We start from the raw sequence: 14,413 nt of genomic DNA on the forward strand, positions 1-14,413 counted from the left end.
ACCCACGAACGCAGAAGCCGCCCGGCGCATCGCACCGGGCGGCTTCGTCGTCTCCGCACCCTCGCCGGTCAGGCGTTGAAGCGGTACCCCAGCCCGCGCACCGTGACCAGCATCCGGGGCTCCGAGGGGCTCTCCTCGATGCGCGACCGGATGCGCTTGATGTGCACGTCGAGCGTCTTGGTGTCGCCGAAGTAGTCGCTCCCCCACACACGGTCGATCAGCTGACCCCGGGTGAGCACGCGGCCCGCGTTGCGCAGCAGCAACTCGAGCAGCTCGAATTCCTTGAGCGGCATGGAGATCTCGGAGCCGTTGACCGCGACCGTGTGGCGGTCGACATCCATTCGGACCGTCCCGGCCTCCAGCACGCCGTCGTCCTCCTGCTCGTCCTCTTCGACGCGGCGGCGCAGCACAGCCCGGATACGGGCGAGCAGCTCGCGCGAGGAGTACGGCTTCGTCACGTAGTCATCGGCCCCGAGCTCGAGCCCGACCACGATGTCCACTTCGGAGTCCTTCGCGGTGAGCATGATGATCGGGACGTTCGACCTGCTCCGGATCTCGCGGCACACCTCGGTGCCCGGGATTCCCGGCAGCATCAGGTCGAGCAGGATGAGGTCGGCGCCGCTGCGATCGAAAGCGGCCAGTGCGGCCGGTCCGTCCTCGGCGACCTCCACCTCGTAGCCCTCGCGCTTCAGCAGATAGGCGAGCGGCTCGCTGAGCGCCGCCTCATCCTCGACGAGCAGGATGGATGTCACAGGTTCTCTCCTATCGGGGGTCGGATCGTGGAGGCTTCCGGCAGCCGGATCGTGAACGTGGAGCCGCGTCCCGGCTGCGACCAGACGCGCACCTCGCCGCCGTGGTTCTGCACGGCGTGCTTGACGATCGAGAGGCCGAGACCCGTGCCTCCGGTGTTGCGGGAGCGGGCCTGGTCGACCCGAAAGAAGCGCTCGAAGACGCGGTCGAGGTCCTCCTCGGGGATGCCCTCGCCCTGATCGGTCACCGCGATCTCGACCACGCCGCCGGTGTTGCGGACGCCGATGCCCACGCGGGAGTCGTCGGGCGAGTACTGGATCGCATTCGAGATGAGGTTGTCCACCGCCGTGACAAGCAGCTTCTCGTTGCCGATCACGAACGCCTGCTTGTCGCCGCGCATGGCCAGCTCGATGTTGCGGGTCTCGGCGGCCACGCGGTTCTGATCGATCGCGGCCTTGACCACCTTGTGCGCCGACAGTTCCACGGCGTCGCCCAGCGCATCCGTCGCCTGCAGCCGGCTCAGCTCGATGATGTCCTGCGTGATGCGGGCGAGGCGCTGGGCCTCCTCCGACAGCCGCAGGGCGAAGCGCCGAACCTGGTCGGGGTCGTCGGACGCGTCGTCCAGCGCCTCGGCGAGCAGGCCGACGGCGCCGATCGGCGTCTTGAGCTCGTGGCTGATGTTGGCGACGAAGTCGCGGCGGACGGCATCCAGCCGGAACGACTCGGTGCGGTCCTCCGCGAGCAGCAGGATGTAGCGCGAGCCGAGGCGCGCAGCGCGGACGCTGAGGTGGATGTTCGCGTCGCCGAACGGCCCGCGCGACAGCTCGCACTCCTCGGTGACCGACTCCCCGGTCCGGCGGACCCGGTCGACCAGGTCGATCAGATGCTGATGGACGAGGGCCCCGTTCCAGACCAGGCCGATCGCGTGGGCACCCGGAGACGCCTTGATGACGTTGTTCGAGGGATCGAGCACGACGCCTGCCGACTCCATCGCGTCGAGCACCTGGTCGACGCCGTCCGGGACCGTGGGGCTGGCGACCTGTGCCGCGTGACTTCCACGGCGCTCCGCGATATGCAGGATCCACACGAAACCGGCGCCGACGGCGAGCCCCAGGCCCAGCGACAGCAGCACCAACCAGGTGGAGTCCATGCTGCCAAGCGTAGTGATCCCCATACGCCCGCATGGACGCATCCATCATCCCTCCCGCATGTTTTCGCGGGTACGTTAGACAGTGTTCAGCCGGACGGCACCGTTTGTTAACCTGCCGTCGCGAACATCGACACGGAGCCAGAAGGCCCCGACATCCCGCGTGCCCGCGCACGCCAGGAAGGACCACATCCCATGCGCGAAGTCTTCCAGCAGGAGCTGGCGGAGGTTCAGGACCGCCTCGTCGAGATCGCCGAGCTGGTCGTCCGCTCGATCAAGCACGCGACGCAGGCGTTCAACGAGTCCGACGTGAGCCTCGCCGAGGACGTGATCGCGAACGACCACCGCATCGACGAGCTCACCGTGCTGCTCGACGAGCTGTCCATCCAGATCCTCGCCCGGCAGCAGCCGGTCGCGCGCGACCTCCGCATCGTCGTGAGTGCGCTGCGGATCAGCGCCTCGCTCGAGCGGATGGGCGACATGGCGGAGCACATCGCGCAGCTGGCGCGCTACCGCTTCCCGGACAAGGTCGTGCCGAAGAGCCTGCGCTCGACATTCGCCGAGATGGGACGCCTCGACGTGCAGATCGCCGAGAAGCTGGCCGAGCTGCTGCGCACGCAGGACATCCGTCTCGCCGATGAGATCCGCAACGACGACGACGACATCGACGAGCTGCACATCAGCGTCTTCGACAAGGTGCTCGGAGAGACGTGGAAGGGCCAGGCGGTGGACACGGTCGACGCGACCCTCGCATCCCGCTATCACGAGCGCTTCGCGGACCACGCGGTCTCGATCGCCAAGAAGGTGCAGTACCTGGCCACCGGCGACTGGGCCCCCGAGCTCGCGGGCTGATCCCCCTCCATCGAGTACGCGAAGAGTGCACGCTTCCCCGGCGGGTCGCGTGCACTCTTTGCGTACTCGACGGTGGGGCTAGGGGCGGAGGGGGATGCGCGCGGCGACGCGGCGGAGGCCGTGCGGGGCGCGGGCTACGACGGAGAGCTCGGTCAGGAGGGCGTGCTCGCCGGGGTGGAGGCGCGCGGTGCGCTGGTCGGTGGCGTGCGGGCGGTAGCCGTCGCGGAGGTGGTGCTGGTCGCGCAGGGTGATGCCGGCGGCCTCCAGCGCGTCCACCAGGGCCAGGTGCAGCGCCGTCAGCGGAGCCGACTCGTGCAGCACGGTGACCGGGACGGTGCGGCGAGCGCCGAAGCGCTCATGGGCGCCGCCGACCACGGGGATGGGCGGCACGTGCGGGATCAGCGCGGCCACCTGATCCGCCGTCAGCTCGGTCTCGAACGGCGGGACGACGGTGACGTGCAGCGGCCAGTCGCCCGCCGGGAAATCGCTCGGAAACGCGCCGTCGCCGCGTCCCCGGAGGAACGCGACGACGACGAACGTGCTGGTCGTGGCTACTTCTTGCCCTGCGCGGCGACCGCGGCAGCGCCGGCGGCAGCGGCCTCCGGGTCGAGGTAGTACGACGGCTCGAGCGGGGCGAAGTCCTCGCCGAGCTTGTAGACGAGCGGGATGCCGGTCGGGATGTTGAGCCCGGCAATGTCCTCGTCCGAGATGCCGTCGAGGTGCTTCACGAGAGCGCGCAGCGAGTTGCCGTGCGCGGTCACGAGCACCGTCTTGCCCTCGCCGAGGTCGCGCGTGATGTCGGACTCCCAGTAGGGCAGCATCCGGGCGATGACGTCTTTCAGGCACTCGGTGCGGGGCAGCTCGTCGCCAAGGCCGGCATAGCGCGGGTCGCCCACCTGCGAGAACTCGCTGTCGTCGGCGAGGGGCGGCGGCGGCACGTCGAACGAGCGGCGCCAGAGCTGGAACTGATCCGGGCCGTACTTCTCCAGCGTCTCGGCCTTGTCGAGGCCCTGCAGCGCGCCGTAGTGGCGCTCGTTGAGGCGCCAGGAACGCTGCACCGGGATCCACAGGCGGTCGGCGACGTCGAGCGCGTAGTTCGCGGTCTGGATGGCGCGGGTCAGCACCGAGGTGTGCAGCACGTCGGGCTCGAGGCCGGAGTCGCGGAGCAGCTCGCCCGCCCGCTTGGCCTCGGCGACGCCGGTCTCGCTGAGACGCACGTCGACCCAGCCGGTGAACAGGTTCTTCTCGTTCCACTCGCTGCTGCCGTGGCGCAGGAGGATCAGGGTATAGGGAGCGGCCATGCCCCCAATCTATCGCGTCCCCTCCGTCCCCGAAGGCCGGTGGCCCCCGCCGCTGGCAGACTGGAGGCATGGCTTCCGGCGCGGTCGGCACGGTGACGCGTGGCACGACGAACACCAACCGGCTGCGCCGCGTCGACCGGTGGATCGCGGCCCAGCCGGAGCTGCGCCGCACCCCGGACCCGCTGGTCGTCGACCTCGGGTACGGCGCGAGCGGAGTGACGGCGCTGGAGCTCCACCAGCGGCTGGCCCGCGCACGTCCGGACGTGGAGGTGGTCGGTCTCGAGATCGAGCCGAGCCGCGTGCGCACCGCGGACGTGCAGCTGGAGGCGGTCCGCGCCGGACGCACCGGGTTCGACCAGGACGCGCGCATCCGGTTCGCCCTCGGCGGCTTCGAGGTCCCCCTGCCTGACGGGCGGCGCGCGGCGGTCATCCGGGCGTTCAACGTTCTGCGGCAGTACCGCGAGGTGGAGGTCGCGGCCGCCTGGGAGCGGATGCGCGCACGGCTGCAGCCCGGCGGCATCCTGGTCGAGGGCACGTGCGACGAGATCGGCCGCGTCTCGAGCTGGGTGGCGCTCGATCCGGACGGGCCGCGGTCGCTGACGGTCTCGCTTCGGCTGCGAGACCTGGAGGCGCCGTCCGTCGTCGCCGAACGGCTGCCGAAGGCGCTCATCCACCGGAACGTGCCCGGCGAGCGCGTGCACCGGTTCCTGTCCGACCTGGACCGCGAGTGGCGGATCCACTCTCCGCTCGCCGCGTACGGGCCGAGCCAGCGGTGGATCGCGGCGGCACAGGGGATGCGCGACGCGGGCTGGCCGGTCGTCGGCGGCCGGTCGCGGTGGCGTCTGGGCGAGCTGACCGTCGCGTGGGAGGCGGTCGCGCCCCTCTGACGGCCTGGGCTACGCCCGCGGGGTGCGGGTCACGGCGCCGAGCCGGGGCAGGCGCGGCACGTTCGCCTCGGCGCCCGCCTCCGGGGGCACCACGACCTCCTGAGACGCGGCCACCGGCGTGCCGTCGGCATCCACGGTCAACGTGGCTGCGGCATCCGTGGAGCGCTTGACGACCGCGAGGGCGATCGGCCCGAGTTCGTAGTGCAATGCGACCGAGGTGACCGCACCGACCTCGTGGCCGTCGAGGGAGACGACTGCACCGCGCTCAGGATGCACGCCCTCCGAGCCGTCGAGGTGCAGCATGACCAGCCGGCGCGGCGGGTGGCCGAGGTTGTGCACCTTCGCCACCGTCTCCTGGCCGCGGTAGCAGCCCTTGCTCAGGTGGACGGCGGTGCGCAGCCAGTCGAGCTCGTGCGGGATGGTGCGCTCGTCGACCTCGGTGGAGAACCGGGGCCGCCAGGCGGCGATGCGCAGCGCATCCGCCGCGAGGGTGCCGGCGGCCGTCAGCTCGCCGCTCCGCACGCGCGCGACCAGCGACGGCAGCGCGTCGCGCGGGACCAGGCGCTCGCTCCACGACCAGTCGGCGCCGGGATGCTCGCCGCGGGCGTACTGATGCCCGCCCGGCGTCACCGCGTGCCACGGGTCGTGCCAGATCAGCGGGACGCCGTTCGGCGCCGCGATCGGCAGCGGCGGGTCGCCCAGCGTGCCGATGGTCGCGAGGTCGGGCGTGCGGTCGGCCAGCTCCACGCGCAGCATGAACCGCATCGAGTCCAGCCACGCGAGCAGGCCCTCGGCCTCGGGGCGGTCGACCAGCATCCACAGCGTCTCGCCGTCGTCGATCAGGCGGACGGCGTGCTCGACGCGGCCGGTCACATCCAGCAGCAGGGTCTCGGACGACTCCCCCGGCTTCAGGGCGGACACGGCCTGGCTGGTGAGCGAGTTGAGCCAGCTCAGCCGGTCCGGCCCCTGGATGGTGAGCACGGCGCGGTCGGACAGGTCGACGATCGCATCGCCCTCGGCGAGCGTGCGCTGCTCCGGGAGCGGAGTGCCGTAGTGCGAGGGCACGCCGCTGTCGGAGAGGTCGACGGCTCCGGGGAGGTCGAGGAAGGGCGAGCGGGCAGCCATGGCGGAGCCTCAGTCGACCTTGGCGAGCCGGGCGCTGGCGTGCGTGCGCAGCTCCTGCCCGAGGGCGGCGATGTCCCACGCCCACAGCAAGTGGTTCTCCACCAGCCCGTAGAGGCGGGTCGCCGCGGTGTACTCCTTGGCGCCGGCCGTGCGCAGCACCGCGTCGGTCGCCAGGTCGATGCGGGGACCGGCGACCTGGCCGAGGTAGAGCTCGCTCACACCGTCCGGGTGGATGATCGACACGTCGATCTCGAAGGCGCCATTGGACCTGCGCAGCGCCTCGACCGACTGTGCCGTGTTGAACGGACGCGTGCCCGTTCCGGGGAGCATCGCGGGGCCCGCGTCACCCTCCACGAGCTTGCGGTGCAGCCGCCAGTAGCCGGTCTCGGCCGCGAGCGGGGTGTGCTCCTCGTCGAGCACCCACGACGTGGACGAGTAGTTGAGGTAGCTCAGACCGTCATGGCTGAAGCTGATGCGCTGGCCGAACTCCAGCTGCGTGTGATCGTCTTCGACGGCGTAGTCGAGAACGCCGGTGCCCTCCCAGACGCCGATGAGCCACGAGAGCGGGACCAGCTCGGCCGGGAGGTCGGTGGGGATCTCGATCATGAGACGCGCCTACGCGCTCAGCGCTGACCGCGGAACAGGTTGTAGACCACCAGCCCGGAGACACCGAGGATCGCGAGCGTTGCCAGGCCCAGAAGGCCGACGAAGAAGAGTTCGAGAGCGACCAGCATGCGACCAGTCTATGCGAGGATCGCGAGGATTCCGCCGACCAGCCCCAACACCACGAAGCTGCCCGCGAGCGTGGCTGCGAGACGGGTGATGAAGCCGTCCTTCTGCTGCGTCGCCAGCTGCGCGACGAACGACAGCAGGGCGCACACGGCGAGCGCCAGCGACAGCCAGGACGCGTACGCCGCGGGCCGGGCGAGCACGCCGATCAGGATGCCGAGAACGAGCGCGAGCACCCACACCGACCCGATGCTCAGCACAGACGCCCAGCGCGGCAGCGGCGGCTGCACAGGGCCGGCGGCCGCGGCGGGGCCGAGCACGTGCGGCACGGAGGCGTCGGGGATCTCGTCGGTCACCCTCCCATTGTGCCCCGCGGCGGCCTCCCGCGCCTGGCCGGAAAGGGCGCCCCGCATTTCCGGTAGCATTGCGGCACAGACGGATGAGGAGGTATGGGTGGCGCAACTTCTGATCCTCACGTCCGCGCCCAGTCCGTCGGCGCCCGGCTCCGCCGGTGCGATCAGCTCCTCCGCCGCCGACTCCGCGGGACCGGGGTCCGAGGTCCTCCCCGCCCTGGCCCTGCTCAGCCACCGCGTGCGCCAGATCCCCGCCGAACCGGCCTCGCTGGTCAACGCGCCGAGCTGCGACCTCATCTTCGTGGATGCACGGCGCGATCTCGCCAGCGCCAAATCCCTGTGCAAGATCCTCACCACCACGGGCGTGACGGTGCCGCTCGTGCTCGTGCTGACCGAGGGCGGCCTCACCGCGGTGAGCGCCGACTGGGGCGTCAGCGATGTGGTGCTCGACACCGCGGGACCGGCCGAGGTGGACGCGCGCATCCGGCTCGCGATCGGCCGGCAGACCCAGGAGCACTCGCAGACGAAGATCCAGGCCTCCGGCGTCACCATCGACGAGGCCAGCTATTCGGCCAAGGCCCACGGCCGACAGCTCGACCTGACGTTCAAGGAGTTCGAGCTGCTCCGCTTCTTCGCGACGCACCCGTCCCGGGTGTTCACGCGCGAGCAGCTGCTCAGCGAGGTGTGGGGCTACGACTACTTCGGCGGCACCCGCACCGTCGACGTGCACGTGCGGCGTCTGCGGGCGAAGCTCGGCGACCTCGAGTCGCTCATCGGCACGGTGCGCAACGTCGGCTACCGGTTCAACGTCTATGAAGAGGACAACGACCGCCTGCCGACGTCCGTCCGCCCGTAGAGTCGTCCACAGCCGCGGGTCTGCGCCGTTTATCCACCGTTTACGTCAGGCCGCCCCTGGCGCCCGTCCGCGGTGACATGATGGGGGCATGGACGAGCGGACCACTCTGGAGAACGGCCTTTTCGACACAGGGCTGGGCGGGAGCCTGGGCAGCGACTTCGACGACGACTTCGCTCCTTTCATCTACGAGCCCGACCCGACCCTGCCCGAGAACCGGTACCTCGACCGCGAGCTGAGCTGGCTCGCGTTCAACCAGCGGGTGCTCGAGCTGGCGGAGGACCCGCTTCTGCCGGTGCTCGAGCGGGCCAACTTCCTGGCCATCTTCGCCAGCAACCTCGACGAGTTCTTCATGGTCCGAGTCGCCGGGCTCAAGCGGCGCATCGCGACCGGGCTGGCCGTGCCGACCAACGTCGGGCGTGCACCGCAGGACGTGCTGGCCGACATCTCCGACAAGGCGCACGAGCTGCAGCTGCGGCACGCGCGCGCGTACCACGACCTGGTGCAGCCGGCCTTGGCCGAGGCCGGCATCACGATGGCGACCTGGGGCGAGCTCGACGAGGCCGACAGGGCGCAGATGCGCGAGGTGTTCTCGCAGCAGATCTTCCCGGTCCTGATGCCGCTGGCGGTCGACCCGGCGCACCCGTTCCCCTATATCTCGGGACTGTCGCTCAACCTGTCCGTCCGCGTGCGCAACTCCCGCACCGGCAAGGAGCAGTTCGCCCGCCTCAAGGTGCCGCAGATGCTCCCGCGGTTCGTCCGCATCGACCAGCGCGAGGGGCTCGGGCAGGTGCGGTTCATCATGCTGGAAGACCTCATCGCCAACCACCTGGGCGACCTCTTCCCGGGCATGGAGATCCTCGACCACCACGTCTTCCGCGTCACCCGCAACGAAGACGTCGAGATCGACGAGGACGAGACCGAGAACCTCATCCAGGCGCTCGAGCGCGAGCTCCTGCGCCGGCGGTTCGGGCCGCCCATCCGCCTCGAGGTCACCGACGACATGGACCCGGTGACGCTCGGGCTGCTCGTCCGCGAGCTCGACGTGACCGAGCAGGAGGTCTACCGCCTCCCCGCGCCGCTCGACCTCGGCGGTCTGTTCGACCTCGCCAAGATCGACCGCCCCGACCTGCACTACCCCAACCACGTGCCGATGACCCCCGTACAGCTGATGCCGAGCGAGCCGAACGCCAAGCCCGACATCTTCGCCGCCATCGCGCGCCAGGACGTGCTCGTTCACCACCCGTACGAGTCGTTCGCGACCAGTGTGCAGGCCTTCCTGGAGCAGGCGGCGGCCGATCCGCACGTCCTCGCCATCAAGCAGACGCTGTACCGCACCTCGGGCGACAGCCCGATCGTCGAGGCGCTGATCGACGCGGCCGAGGCGGGCAAGCAGGTGCTCGCGCTGGTCGAGATCAAGGCGCGGTTCGACGAGCAGAACAACATCTCCTGGGCCCGCAAGCTCGAGAAGGCCGGTGTGCACGTCGTCTACGGCCTGGTCGGGCTCAAGACGCACTGCAAGCTCGCGCTGGTCATCCGTGAAGAGAAGGGCGTGCTCAAGAGCTACAGCCACATCGGAACGGGCAACTACAACCCGAAGACCTCGCGCATCTACGAAGACCTCGGGCTGTTCACCGACGACGACCAGGTCGGCAAAGACCTGACGCGCCTGTTCAACGAGCTCTCCGGCTACGCCATCGAGAAGAAGTTCAAGCGGCTGCTCGTCGCGCCGCTCCACCTCCGCAAGGGGCTGCTGAAGCGGATCGACACCGAGCGTGCGAACGCCGAGGCGGGCCGGCCCTCGGGCATCCGGATCAAGCTCAACTCCATCGTCGACGAGGCGATCATCGACGCGCTCTACCGCGCGAGCCAGGCCGGCGTGCCCGTCGACCTCTGGGTGCGCGGCATCTGCGGCGTCGTTCCGGGGCGCGAGGGGCTGTCCGAGAACATCCGGGTGCGCTCGGTGCTCGGCCGGTACCTCGAGCACTCCCGTGTGTTCTCGTTCGTGAACGGCGGCGACCCGCAGGTGTACATCGGCAGCGCCGACATGATGCACCGCAACCTCGACCGCCGCGTGGAGGCGCTGGTGCGCCTGTCCGAACCGGAGCACCTGCGTGAGCTGGAGGCTCTCTTCGACCTCGCGTTCGACGAGCGCACGGCCACCTGGCGGCTCGACCAGGACGGCGTGTGGACGCGCCACCACCTCGATGACAAGGGCAAGCCGCTGGCTGACCTGCAGAACAAGCTCATCCAGCAGTACAGCCACCGTCCCCGCAGCACCCGTACGGGAACCAGGCGGTGAGCCCGGCCATCTACGCCGCGGGCGCCCTCTGCTGGCGGGTCGTGGACGACCGCATCGTCGTGCTCGTCGTGCACCGCACGAAGTACGGCGACGTCACCATCCCCAAGGGCAAGGTCGACCCGGGCGAGACCCTGCCGCAGACCGCGGTCCGCGAGATCCACGAGGAGACGGGGCTGCGGATCGCGCTGGGCGTCCCACTAGGCGTCTCCACCTATCCGCTCAGCAGCGGACGCGAGAAGATCGTCCACTACTGGGCGGCCGAGGTCAGCGACAAGGCCATCGCGCGGTCGAGCTTCGTCCCCAACGGCGAGATCGCCGCCATCGAGTGGGTGACCATCAAGAAGGCCCGCGGCTACCTCACCTACGAGCGCGACGTCGAGATCCTCGACGCCTTCGACGCCCTCGTCCACCAGGGCATCACGTCGACCTTCGCGCTCATCGCCTTGCGCCACGGCAAGGCGGCGCCGCGCGAGCAGTGGGACGGCTCCGACGCCGGCCGCCCGCTGACCGAACGGGGCGTGAAGCAGGCCGCCGGCGACGTCGCGACCCTGCAGGCGTGGAAGCCGAAACGCATCGTCACCTCCGACGCTGTCCGCTGCGTGACTACAGTCGCACCGCTCGCAGCAGCCACCGGCATCAAGCCCGTCCGCGACCACGGCATCAGCCAGGACGCCTACGAGGACGGGCAGCCCGAGGTGCGCCGCGTCATCGGCAAGCGCATCCGCTCGCGCAAGACCGCCGTCCTCTGCAGCCATGGCCCGGTTCTCCCCGAGATCATGCGGGAGATCGCCCTCGCCACGGGCACCATGCCGGGCGGCTATCTCAACGACGCCGCCGACCTCGACACGGGCGGCTTCTCGGTCGTGCACCTCTCGGCGACGAATCCGGCGTCCGGCATCGTCTCGATCGAGACGTACGCTCCCGTGGAGCCGCGCGGCTGACCCCAATTGGCCACTAAAGGCCAGTGTCCGAGCGGATTCCTCCGTGCAGACATGTGTTTCCTTTGCATCTGAAATACGCCCTCTCCTACCGTCGAGGCGTGCCGTCCGGCACCATTCAGCAACACCTGAGGGAACACATGAACAGCACTACGCGCATCCGCTACGGCGCGATCACGGCCGCAGCGGCCATCCTGGCCGGTGGCTTCCTGGCAACCGCGCCGGCGAACGCCGCCAACACGGGCTCGATCACGCTCGCGAACACCACCTTCACCGAGGGCGACTGGGGCACCGGTCTGGACGTCACGGGCACCGGCTTCACCGCCGGGTCCATCGTGACGATCACGGTCGGGAGCGCCACCACCACCATCGACACGCATCCCGTCGCAGCTCCGGTTCTCGCGGACGGCTCGTTCCACGAGACGTGGACGCCGACGGCATCGCTGCCGCTGCCCGCCACAGGCGAGACCATCTCGGTGACGGCCACGACCGACGCCGGCGACACGACGACCACCCCGGTCGACCTCACGGTCAACGCCGCGGTGGCGCTTCCGCCGAAGTCGATCAGTACCAGCGTGTCCACCATCACGACGGCCGACCTGGCTGATCGGAACATCGGCTTCGACCTGTACGCGGCCGGTTACACTCCGGGCGAGACGCTCAACTTCACCGCCGCGTTCGACGGCCAGGACTTCGACAGCTTCACCGAGACGGCGGCAGCCGACGGATCCACCGACATCCACCTCTGGATGACCGGAGTGGTCGAGTCCGGAACCCTGACGATCACCGTCGCGGGCGCCACCTCCGGCGTCAGCCAGTCGGTCAGCATCTCGGTGACGGGCGACACCATCATCACGGAGGACGGAGGGCTGCCCGCGATCAGCACCGCGGCGCCCGCTGCAGCTCCGACGGCTACCCGTCTGCCTGTGGTCAGCGGCTGAGGTCCCTCCTTGTACGACGCCGATGGCGGCGTGGATCACGACGATTCACGCCGCTGTCGGCGCCGTATCGCAAACCCCTCTCCGGTCGACTCCTCCCGAGAAACCCATGACACGTATGCTGAATCGCCGCACCGCCACTGCGCTCCTCGCCGCTCTCGCGACCGTCGCCTCGCTGACGGCGTGCACCACCGCAGCTCCGACGAGCACCCGTACGCCCACGTCGTCCGCCACGGCGCAGGCGGGACCAGCACTTCCTCCCGGGCTCTCCACCTCCGAGATCGCCGCCCTCCCGGCGACCGGGTTCGATGCGGTGATCCCGGGCCTCCTCGCAGCGCCGTCGATCGCCGACATCACGGACTCGTTCACAGCCGTCTTCGACACGCCCGTGTATGGAGCCGACTTCCAGACTCCCGTCGCCCGAATCCCTGCCAAGGACTTCCTCGGGCAGCCGACCGTCGTGGTGCGCGTGGAGACCCGCGGCACGTGGTCACTGGTCCTCACGGCCGCACGCAAACAGCTCCCCTCGAAGGCCACGGCCGAGGTTCCGGCGTCCGCACAGAGCGCTGCCTGGGTGCCCACCGCCTCGCTCCGGCCCGCGCAGAAGCTGTCGCACAGGGTCGTCATCTCCACGTCGAAGCAGACGCTGAGCATCGTCGACGAGCACGGCACGACCACGAAGACCTACCCGGTCGGTGTGGGAACCGCCGACACCCCGACACCGACCGGCACCGGCTACCTCCAAGCGCGCTACCTCGACCCGGCGCAGGGCCAGGACGAGCACCGCATCCAGCTCACCTCGCTGCACGCCACCGCCGCAGACGAGCCCTACGGCGGCCCCGACGGCGGCCTGATCGGCATCCACTTCCAGTCGACGGCGCGCGGCGCGGTGTCGCACGGGTGCATCCGTCTCTCCGCGGACGCCATCGCCGCGGTCGACGCGCTGCCGCTCGGCACGGGGGTCGTGATCACCGACTGAACCGCGGATTCACAGGGCCGCGAGCCCAAGACAACACCCCGCGTTAACCTTCCGTTTACCGCCGCGGGGGACTCTGGACAGACACCGCGAATAGCTTGTCTGGCGGGTCGCACCGACCCCAGTCCTGTTGTTACTGACCCCGAAAGGGACAACTGTGAATCTCAAGCGCATCGGCGCTCCCGTGGCACTGCTCGCCGCCGCCGCCATCACCCTCACCGCGTGTGCGTCGAACGAGGGCAGCACCCCGTCGACCACGACGGCCAAGGCCACCAACTACTCCGGCACGCTGAACGGCATCGGCTCGTCCGCTCAGGGCGCCGCGCAGACCGTCTGGGCCGCCGGCTTCCAGCAGGCCAACCCCAAGGCCACCATCAACTACGACCCGCAGGGTTCGGGCGCCGGTCGTAAGAGCTTCATCTCGGGTGCCGCCGACTTCGCCGGCTCGGACGCCGCGCTCAAGACCGAGGAGCTCGCCTCCACGTTCGCCGGCTGCGCCGCGGGCAGCAAGGGCATCGACCTCCCCGTCTACATCTCCCCGATCGCGATCGCGTACAACGTCGACGGCGTGAAGGACCTCAAGCTCGACGCCGCGACCATCGCCGGCATCTTCTCGGGCAAGATCACCACCTGGGACGACGCGAAGATCAAGGACCAGAACAAGGACGCCACCCTCCCGTCCGCCCCGATCACCGTCGTGCACCGCTCCGACGACTCGGGCACCACGCAGAACTTCACCGAGTACCTGGCGGCCAACGCCGCCGACGTCTGGACCGCTCCGGCCTCCCAGACCTTCCCGTTCCAGGTCGGCGACGCCGCGAAGGGCACCTCGGGTGTCGCGGACGCCACCAAGAACGCGAAGAACTCGATCACCTACATCGACGAGTCGGGCTCGGCGGGCCTCAGCATCGCCCAGCTGAAGGTCGGCGACAACTACGAGAAGATCAGCGCCGACGGTGCTGCCGCCGTGGTCGCCGCCTCCCCGATCGCGTCGGGTCGCGAGACCAACGACCTGGCCATCCAGATCGACCGCAAGGACACCAGCAAGGGCGCGTGGCCGCTGGTCCTCGTCTCCTACGTCATCGCGTGCCAGGAGTACAAGGACGCCGCCAAGGCCGATCTGGTGAAGGGCTACGTCGACTACATCATCTCGAGCGACGCGCAGAAGGCCGCCGCCGAGCAGGCCGGCTCCGCCCCGCTCGCGAGCGACCTGGCCGACAAGGTCTCGAAGGCCGCCGCCAGCATCAAGTAAGTCACCACCC

The 14,413-nt window shown here is 69.8% G+C and carries 15 protein-coding genes; 8 read left to right on the forward strand and 7 right to left on the reverse strand.

Annotated features, from left to right (window positions below):
- Nucleotides 1–68: 68 nt before the first annotated feature.
- Together A0130_06560 and A0130_06565 are read right to left on the reverse strand one after the other, a co-directional pair.
- Nucleotides 69–752, reverse strand: coding sequence for a DNA-binding response regulator (locus tag A0130_06560; GenBank protein ANF31372.1), 684 nt, complete (start codon nt 750–752; stop codon nt 69–71).
- Nucleotides 749–1,900, reverse strand: coding sequence for a two-component sensor histidine kinase (locus A0130_06565; GenBank protein ID ANF31373.1), 1,152 nt, complete (start codon nt 1,898–1,900; stop codon nt 749–751). Before A0130_06565 ends, A0130_06560 begins: the two co-directional genes overlap by 4 nt.
- 192 nt (nt 1,901–2,092) lie before the next feature.
- Here A0130_06565 and A0130_06570 point away from each other — a divergent pair, with 192 nt between their 5' ends.
- Nucleotides 2,093–2,749, forward strand: a complete 657-nt coding sequence (locus tag A0130_06570; protein ID ANF31374.1) for a phosphate transport system regulatory protein PhoU — start codon at nt 2,093–2,095, stop codon at nt 2,747–2,749.
- 78 nt (nt 2,750–2,827) lie between these two features.
- On the opposite strand, the gene A0130_06575 is transcribed toward A0130_06570, so the two are convergent.
- Entirely contained in the window at nt 2,828–3,211 is a 384-nt protein-coding gene (locus tag A0130_06575) for a hypothetical protein (GenBank protein ID ANF33325.1), read from the reverse strand.
- An 89-nt stretch (nt 3,212–3,300) separates the two neighbouring features.
- Nucleotides 3,301–4,050 (reverse strand): phosphoglyceromutase, encoded by a 750-nt coding sequence (locus A0130_06580; GenBank protein ANF31375.1) that lies wholly within the window; start codon nt 4,048–4,050, stop codon nt 3,301–3,303.
- Nucleotides 4,051–4,118: 68 nt separating this feature from the next.
- Between A0130_06580 and A0130_06585 the strand changes: the two genes are divergently transcribed.
- On the forward strand, nt 4,119–4,937 hold the full coding sequence (locus A0130_06585) for a methylase (GenBank protein ANF31376.1): 819 nt from the start codon (nt 4,119–4,121) through the stop codon (nt 4,935–4,937).
- A 9-nt stretch (nt 4,938–4,946) separates the two neighbouring features.
- On the opposite strand, the gene A0130_06590 is transcribed toward A0130_06585, so the two are convergent.
- The 3 genes from A0130_06590 to A0130_06600 all read right to left on the reverse strand — a co-directional run bounded on the left by A0130_06590 (nt 4,947) and on the right by A0130_06600 (nt 7,147).
- On the reverse strand, nt 4,947–6,062 hold the full coding sequence (locus A0130_06590) for an aminomethyltransferase (protein ID ANF31377.1): 1,116 nt from the start codon (nt 6,060–6,062) through the stop codon (nt 4,947–4,949).
- A 9-nt stretch (nt 6,063–6,071) separates the two neighbouring features.
- Nucleotides 6,072–6,668 carry a fatty acid-binding protein gene (locus tag A0130_06595; protein ID ANF31378.1) on the reverse strand — a complete coding sequence of 199 codons (597 nt, stop codon included), beginning with the start codon at nt 6,666–6,668 and terminating at the stop codon, nt 6,072–6,074.
- A 137-nt stretch (nt 6,669–6,805) separates the two neighbouring features.
- Nucleotides 6,806–7,147, reverse strand: a complete 342-nt coding sequence (locus A0130_06600) for a hypothetical protein (protein ANF31379.1) — start codon at nt 7,145–7,147, stop codon at nt 6,806–6,808.
- 97 nt (nt 7,148–7,244) lie between these two features.
- On the opposite strand from A0130_06600, the gene A0130_06605 reads away from it, so the two are divergent.
- The 6 genes from A0130_06605 to A0130_06630 all read left to right on the forward strand — a co-directional run bounded on the left by A0130_06605 (nt 7,245) and on the right by A0130_06630 (nt 14,403).
- Nucleotides 7,245–8,000 (forward strand): transcriptional regulator, encoded by a 756-nt coding sequence (locus tag A0130_06605; GenBank protein ANF31380.1) that lies wholly within the window; start codon nt 7,245–7,247, stop codon nt 7,998–8,000.
- 88 nt (nt 8,001–8,088) lie between these two features.
- The gene (locus A0130_06610; GenBank protein ID ANF31381.1) at nt 8,089–10,299 is read left to right on the forward strand and encodes an RNA degradosome polyphosphate kinase; all 2,211 of its coding nucleotides are present in this window, start codon (nt 8,089–8,091) and stop codon (nt 10,297–10,299) included.
- Nucleotides 10,296–11,240 carry a DNA mismatch repair protein MutT gene (locus A0130_06615; protein ID ANF31382.1) on the forward strand — a complete coding sequence of 315 codons (945 nt, stop codon included), beginning with the start codon at nt 10,296–10,298 and terminating at the stop codon, nt 11,238–11,240. The genes A0130_06610 and A0130_06615 overlap by 4 nt, the downstream gene beginning before the upstream one ends.
- A gap of 137 nt (nt 11,241–11,377) precedes the next feature.
- Nucleotides 11,378–12,178, forward strand: coding sequence for a hypothetical protein (locus A0130_06620; GenBank protein ID ANF31383.1), 801 nt, complete (start codon nt 11,378–11,380; stop codon nt 12,176–12,178).
- 115 nt (nt 12,179–12,293) lie between these two features.
- A complete protein-coding gene (locus tag A0130_06625; GenBank protein ANF31384.1) occupies nt 12,294–13,154 on the forward strand; it encodes a hypothetical protein in 861 nt (286 codons plus the stop codon).
- A 154-nt stretch (nt 13,155–13,308) separates the two neighbouring features.
- Complete coding sequence (locus A0130_06630; GenBank protein ID ANF31385.1) at nt 13,309–14,403, forward strand: phosphate ABC transporter substrate-binding protein PstS; 1,095 nt, start codon at nt 13,309–13,311, stop codon at nt 14,401–14,403.
- The last annotated feature ends 10 nt before the right edge of the window (nt 14,404–14,413 follow it).

This window comes from Leifsonia xyli, assembly GCA_001647635.1.
Classification (GTDB): domain Bacteria; phylum Actinomycetota; class Actinomycetes; order Actinomycetales; family Microbacteriaceae; genus Leifsonia; species Leifsonia xyli_A.

Bases quoted from the DNA above. Each gene is read 5' to 3' on its own strand.
- A0130_06595 (ANF31378.1), bottom strand. From the start codon at position 6,668: ATGATCGAGATCCCCACCGACCTCCCGGCCGAGCTGGTCCCGCTCTCG.
- A0130_06570 (ANF31374.1), top strand. From the start codon at position 2,093: ATGCGCGAAGTCTTCCAGCAGGAGCTGGCGGAGGTTCAGGACCGCCTC.
- A0130_06565 (ANF31373.1), bottom strand. From the start codon at position 1,900: ATGGACTCCACCTGGTTGGTGCTGCTGTCGCTGGGCCTGGGGCTCGCC.
- A0130_06585 (ANF31376.1), top strand. From the start codon at position 4,119: ATGGCTTCCGGCGCGGTCGGCACGGTGACGCGTGGCACGACGAACACC.
- A0130_06625 (ANF31384.1), top strand. From the start codon at position 12,294: ATGCTGAATCGCCGCACCGCCACTGCGCTCCTCGCCGCTCTCGCGACC.
- A0130_06580 (ANF31375.1), bottom strand. From the start codon at position 4,050: ATGGCCGCTCCCTATACCCTGATCCTCCTGCGCCACGGCAGCAGCGAG.
- A0130_06590 (ANF31377.1), bottom strand. From the start codon at position 6,062: ATGGCTGCCCGCTCGCCCTTCCTCGACCTCCCCGGAGCCGTCGACCTC.
- A0130_06620 (ANF31383.1), top strand. From the start codon at position 11,378: ATGAACAGCACTACGCGCATCCGCTACGGCGCGATCACGGCCGCAGCG.
- A0130_06610 (ANF31381.1), top strand. From the start codon at position 8,089: ATGGACGAGCGGACCACTCTGGAGAACGGCCTTTTCGACACAGGGCTG.